5 protein-coding genes are annotated in these 5841 nt (G+C 33.8%); 1 reads left to right on the forward strand and 4 read right to left on the reverse strand.

From position 1 onward, the window contains the following. Positions 1–37 precede the first annotated feature (37 nt). From LC115_13595 to LC115_13610, 4 genes are read right to left on the reverse strand one after another with little or no spacing between them, the layout of a single operon-like run. Positions 38–328, reverse strand: a complete 291-nt coding sequence (locus LC115_13595; protein MCZ2357701.1) for a hypothetical protein — start codon at positions 326–328, stop codon at positions 38–40. Further along, entirely contained in the window at positions 321–3257 is a 2937-nt protein-coding gene (locus LC115_13600; protein MCZ2357702.1) for a type III restriction-modification system endonuclease, read from the reverse strand. Before LC115_13600 ends, LC115_13595 begins: the two co-directional genes overlap by 8 nt. 1 nt (position 3258) lies before the next feature. Further along, a complete protein-coding gene (locus LC115_13605) occupies positions 3259–5394 on the reverse strand; it encodes a site-specific DNA-methyltransferase (GenBank protein ID MCZ2357703.1) in 2136 nt (711 codons plus the stop codon). Continuing rightward, positions 5394–5600: a helix-turn-helix transcriptional regulator gene (locus LC115_13610; protein ID MCZ2357704.1), complete on the reverse strand. Its 207-nt coding sequence runs from the start codon at positions 5598–5600 to the stop codon at positions 5394–5396. The genes LC115_13605 and LC115_13610 overlap by 1 nt, the downstream gene beginning before the upstream one ends. A gap of 8 nt (positions 5601–5608) precedes the next feature. Between LC115_13610 and LC115_13615 the strand changes: the two genes are divergently transcribed. Further along, a partial coding sequence (locus tag LC115_13615; GenBank protein MCZ2357705.1) for a hypothetical protein occupies positions 5609–5841 on the forward strand: 233 nt, incomplete at its 3' end.

Raw genomic sequence — 5841 nt, forward strand, 5'->3', positions numbered from 1 at the left:
TGGTTCTCGTGTCTGTTTCATTCCGTTGTGTCGTTTTTTAAACTTGCCCATAACGGTTTCGGGCTTGGCGAAGGTGGCGATTTTCACCACAAATGTTGATGCGGAGAACCAAACTTTGATTAACCACAAATGTGTCTGCGGAGTACTGAACCGCCACTTTTGCCAAACCCGTGTTATCGGTTCGGTGTTCTTCTTTCGTCCTGTCTGTCAGTCGGTTGTGCGTTGGCTTTGCAAGCTCTTTGACAAAGCTTTGGTTGTAGCGTTGGCTCGTGCGGCTTTGGCAATGTGCTTGCAAAATGCGTTGGCTTATTGATGTCGGCTTATTCATTTACTGAAATTTCTTTGATTAAGTCAACTATTTTGTTGTTGCTAAACTGTGTCCTAAATTCAATTTTTACTTTGCCGTCAAAAAACTTTTCAGCGTGTTTTATTTTGAATTTTTCTTCGTCACGTAAACCGTCTTTGCTGTTTACATCCTTTGTCTCCACGATAAAGTTTAGTTTTTGCTCACCGTCTTTGAATTTCAAAACATAAGCAAAGTCAGGTGAGTAACTTTTACCACCTGCAACTGGAATTTTAATTGAATTCTTCGGAATCTTTGTAAAAACAATTACTTCCTTAATTTCTGATTTTATATTCGTTTTTTCTAAGTCTGAATCGTAATACAATTCGTCAAAGAAGTATGAATTTGCAACATCTTCGTCCGAAAACAAAACACCAACATCTGAAGCGGAAATCTCTTTCAAGACATTTCCTTTCTCGTCTGTCAATTTAGTTGGGTGAATGTTGTTTGATACTTTTTTATACTCAATGCTAAATTTATCAATTGCATTTGCCATTAAGAAATGGTCAAAGTTTTGTTTTATGATTCTAAGCGTTGTTTGATTTAGGAATTTGTTTATGTCTGTTCCTGCATCAATGATTGATTGATGAAGTGTCTTGATGTTTATATTTAGGATTTTTGAAAGTTCTTTCAGAAAATCGCTGTATTTCATTATAGAAATCGTAGCTGTTTTTCTGTTGTAAACCGATTCAGGCTCGTTGGCAACTGCCTTGTTGTCTTTAATTTCAATTTTTGAAATTCTTTCGTTGATTCCGTCTGATGTGAAATTGTCTTTTTGTGCTTTTAAAAAGTCTGTAAACAAAGTTTTAAATCCTGCTTCATTGTCAAACTTGTATTCAAGAATTACTTTTTCATTCAGTTTTTCCCAAAGGTCTTTCAACTCTTGATATTTCTCTGTTCTTACAACTACTTTCTTTTTTGGGTCTGTTGCTTTGCGAACTTTATTTGAATTAACGCCTTCAAAAATTCGCGGATAGTTTTGTTTAATAAAATCGAAACCACCAGTTTTAAAAGAATTAGTTCTTGTAACTACATTATTTGAATCTAAAACTTCTAAAAGTTCATCTTCGGTTGTTTCGTATAGTTCACAAATCTTCTTAATCATTATATCAGAAAGTTTGTCAGGAACTACTTCTATTGATATTGCACCCGATTTCTGATTGATTTCATTTACCAATTTATCTACAAAATCACTTTCGGTAAAGTCCACAAAATAATTAAGATAAAACTGTTCGTCTTTTACACGATTGCCGTATTCATTTACTGGCAAACGCAAACCACGACCAACTTCTTGCAGTTTTGAAATTTCGCTCCCACTGCTTCGGAGTTTACAAATCTGAAATACATTCGGGTTATCCCATCCTTCACGCAAAGTCCATTTTGAGAAGATGAATCGTCTTGGGTTTTCTAAATCAAGCATTGCTTGTTTGTCGTGCAAGATTTCGTTTATCTCCTTTTCAATGGCTTCGTCTTTTTCTGTATTGTCTTTTGAAAAATATCCTGCGTGTGTTATTGAAAGGTCAAGCAATGTTTTTTCAAGGTATGCTTTGTAAAAAACATCTTTTTCAGTTTTCAGCAGTTCCTTTATTTCCAATTCAATGTATTGTTCAACGGTTTTGCGAATATAACCGTCTTTGTTTCGATATTCGTCAATGTTGTCAATAAAAAACAGCGTAAGCGGTTTTATTTTCACATCTCTTGTCAGCAAAGTTTTTTCGATTTCAAAATGGTGCTTGATTGCCTTTTGAATCATTGTCTCCTGCAACTTTTCAGCATACGAATAAGGATTGATTTTATCGCCCTTTTTCATTTCCAAACCGTTTGACAAAACAACCGTGCTTTTATTCAAACTTTCAATTGTTAGGTCGGTCATTTCAGAATGTATCTTTTTGAGACTTTCCTTTTTGGTTAAGGTAACTGTTTTGCGTTTATCGTTTTCTATCAATTCAAAACTGGCTTCTGTGCCGTCCGAGTCAATGAATTTTACAACAGCGTTTTTACCACTTTCAAATTCTGTAATGTGTCCGATTACACCTTTCACTAAATTTCTGTTGAATGAATCTACTGCGGTTAAAGTGTAAATGAGATTATGATAATCTTTGATATTTACTTTTTCTAGTTTGTCAGATAATAGATTTTTTTGCTTGACTTCTCTATCAGGGAAAGTTGCTCCATATCTTAATACAAACTGAGGCTTTAAATTATCTTCTATGATCTTCCAAGATTTATTACTTTCTTTAAATTTATGTGGTTCATCAATAATAATAAATGGCTTAACTGCTGCAATAGCATCTAAAGGAATAGTATATTTATCAAATAATCCTTTATCAAAACTCTTTTGCATAGTTTCTGAGGTAATCATATGAGCATTGATAATCATTACCTGAATACTGTTTTTTTCAAAATTCCCTGCATTTACAAAACTTGTAACAGTTGGCGGAATAAATGATTTCTTACTTTTATTGTTCTTTTTACTTTCTACAATGTGTAAGTGAAGTGTTTTTCCGTATTGCTCTTTGAAATGCTCACGGCTGCTGTCTGATTTTAAAAAATCAATTGTTCCTGCTTTAATGGATAGAGTAGGAACAACTACAATAAATTTGAAAATGCCAAAATGTTTATTGAGTTCAAAGATGGTTTTGGTGTAAGTGTAAGTTTTGCCTGTTCCTGTTTCCATCATTATGTCAATGATATTGCTGTTTCGTTTTATCTTTTCATCAATGCCATTGCTTTCTTGAACAGTTCTTATATTCTGTGGATATGTTCTGTCGGTTAAAAAATCAAATGAAGGATTAATGAAGTTTTTATCTGCTTCCGTTGGCTGAACAAGGAGAATATTCTCAAACACAGCAATAGTACTATCTACTGCGTGTGATTGATGGTTCAGGTTCTTTTCAAAATTAAATCCCTTCATATTAATATCTTGTTATAAAGTCAATATCAATATTTTTCTTATTGGCGTATGACTTTACATTTTCAGAAAGTTCACGTAAATTTTTACTTTCTAAATGATAGCCAAAAGCAATAATTGAAGTAGGATTGAATTTCTTGTCTGAATCAATTTTCTCAAGCAAGTTTTTCAGGTTGTTGGTTGTAAAACCTTTATCCATCAAATACAATTTTCCGTTTCCATAATAAGCGGTGTAACCGCTTAAATCTATTTTTTCTAATTCTTGCGTTAACGCAATTCCATCATAAGTTTTCCAGGTTATAAGCAAGGCTTTAATATCATCTTCGGAGAGTTTTCCTATGTCGAATAAGGTTTGAGTTGAATCAAATTGTTCGGCTTCAAAATCATAATCTTCCCAAATAGGAGTGGTTTCAAAAATTTTGAAGCCAAGGTCTTGTTCTTTTAGTAACTTAATTTCTGCCTTAAGTTCTTTTATTTTTTCTTCCTTTTCTTCGAGGTCTAATTTGCTTTCAAGTTCTTTAATATCTTTTTCTCGTTCTGCAATTTTATTATTAGAATTACCCTTTACCTTTTTTGCGGCTCGAATGATTCGTTCTTTTGTTACGTCAAAAATTGTTGGCTCTTCAACACCTAAGTCGTTCTTGACATAATTGTATGTTGTTTTGCTCTTCTTCGGGTCAATTAGTTCTGGAATTTGAACTAGGATAAATTTCCGTTTAACTAAGTCGTCTATATTCATATTAACGACTGCATCAGCAGTAGTTCCAGAGCCTGCAAAAAAATCAAGTATTATTTCATCAGAATTGCAACTAATCGTAACTAATCGCTTTAAGAAATCTGTTGGTTTTGGATTCTCAAATAATTTCTTTTTGTCGAACAGTTGCTTTAGTTCAATACTGCCTTTCTTATTTCCATCAATATCAGTCCAAAGGTTAGATACTTGTTTTGTCCTTTCTGATAAATAATATTTAACGTAGGGTTTCCATTTAGACTTGAATTTTGAAATATCTACATTCTCATTAGTAACAGTAGAGTAATCTGTAATTTCATCTTCTTCAATTTCATCTTCTTCATCTTCAAACTCTTCAATATCTTCTCCGTTTTCTTTCCAAACAATTAATCCTTCATCCAAAAACTTTTGAAATTTATCTTTGCCAGTTCTCCATCGACTTAAATAATCAGTTGGACCAATTGGAAATACTTGGCTTCCATCAGGAGCGATTATTGGAAAAAACATTCCTTCCCTGTCTTCTTTTCTGTCTGCATTTCCAGTTTTTCTTAACTGTAAAAGTGCATACTTGCCTTTTCCATCATTATCATCATTGTTGAACCTGTTAAGGTCTTTCCCTTTTAATGGAATACCCTTTAATTGAAATTTAGGTGTTTTAGAGTAGCACAAACAAGAATCGTATGAACTACCAATTTTGAGGGCTTCTTGTCCAGTTGTTGTTCCTGTAGCTCTAATTATAATGCCCCTGAAATTCTCTTCTCCAAAAATTTCATTATCTAATAACATTTTTAAAGTAGCAGCTTCACTATCATCAATGGAAATAAAAATTACCCCATCATCTTTTAGTAGTTGTTTTGCAATGTATAAGCGTGGATACATAAATGTAAGCCAAGCCGAATGACTGTTACTTTTTTGTTGAGTAAAATCTAAAATCCGTTTTGCCTTTTCTTCGTCAACTCCAATAAGTTGTTGCAGTTCTTTTACAGTAAATTTTCTGTCGTCTTGATAAGTAAACCCGTCACTACCTGTGTTGTAAGGCGGGTCTATGTAAATCATTTTTACTTGTTCGTAGTAGGCATTGGCAAGGTGTTTAAGCACTTCCAAATTGTCGCCTTTTATGAGCAGATTTTGAGAGTTTGCGTTTTCAGGTTTGGCGTTGTGCGTTTCATCTGCTTTGAGTAAAGTTGTAGCTGGGTCGCTTGCCAAAAGTCTTGCGTAAGATTTTCCAAGCCAGTCTAAACCGTAACTTTCAGTAGAAAAATTGATTTCATTTTCAGTCAAGTTGTTTTTGAATTTTTCCAATTGAAAATTTCCGTCTTTGTCAAAGCAATGCGGAAAATTCATTCTCAATGCTTCCAAATCCTTGTTCGGCACTTTTATGTCGTTGGTTATTTTTTGTTCCTTACTCATTATTTGTCCTTTTTAATATCGCTATCAATCAATAGTTCCTTTACGTTTACATCAAGAATTTTGGCAATGTCGTAAAGCACTTCAATTCGTGGTTGTTGTCTGTTTTGCACGTAAGCATTAACCATATTGTAGCTTTTGCCCAATTGTTCGGCAAGCCAAGTTTGCTTAATTCCTTTTTCGTCCAGCACTTCTTTTATTCTGTTCATTTGTTCAAATGATTCAAGTCGCAAAGATAGATTTTATTTTTATTTGTATCTCATTTTGCAAGATAAAAAGTAATCAATTTCCTTTTAGTCGTCCTGCGGTGCGTTGGCAAAAAATGGCTCTTTTGGTTTTTTGGGTTGGCTCGTGTGTCGGCAAAAACCAAATGTGCCATTTGTGGGTTGGCTGTCTTTTTACACTGACCGATAACGGATTACGTATTGGCGATGGTGGGGCATTTGAAAA

This window comes from Bacteroidia bacterium (assembly GCA_026932145.1).
GTDB lineage: Bacteria > Bacteroidota > Bacteroidia > J057 > JAIXKT01 > JAIXKT01.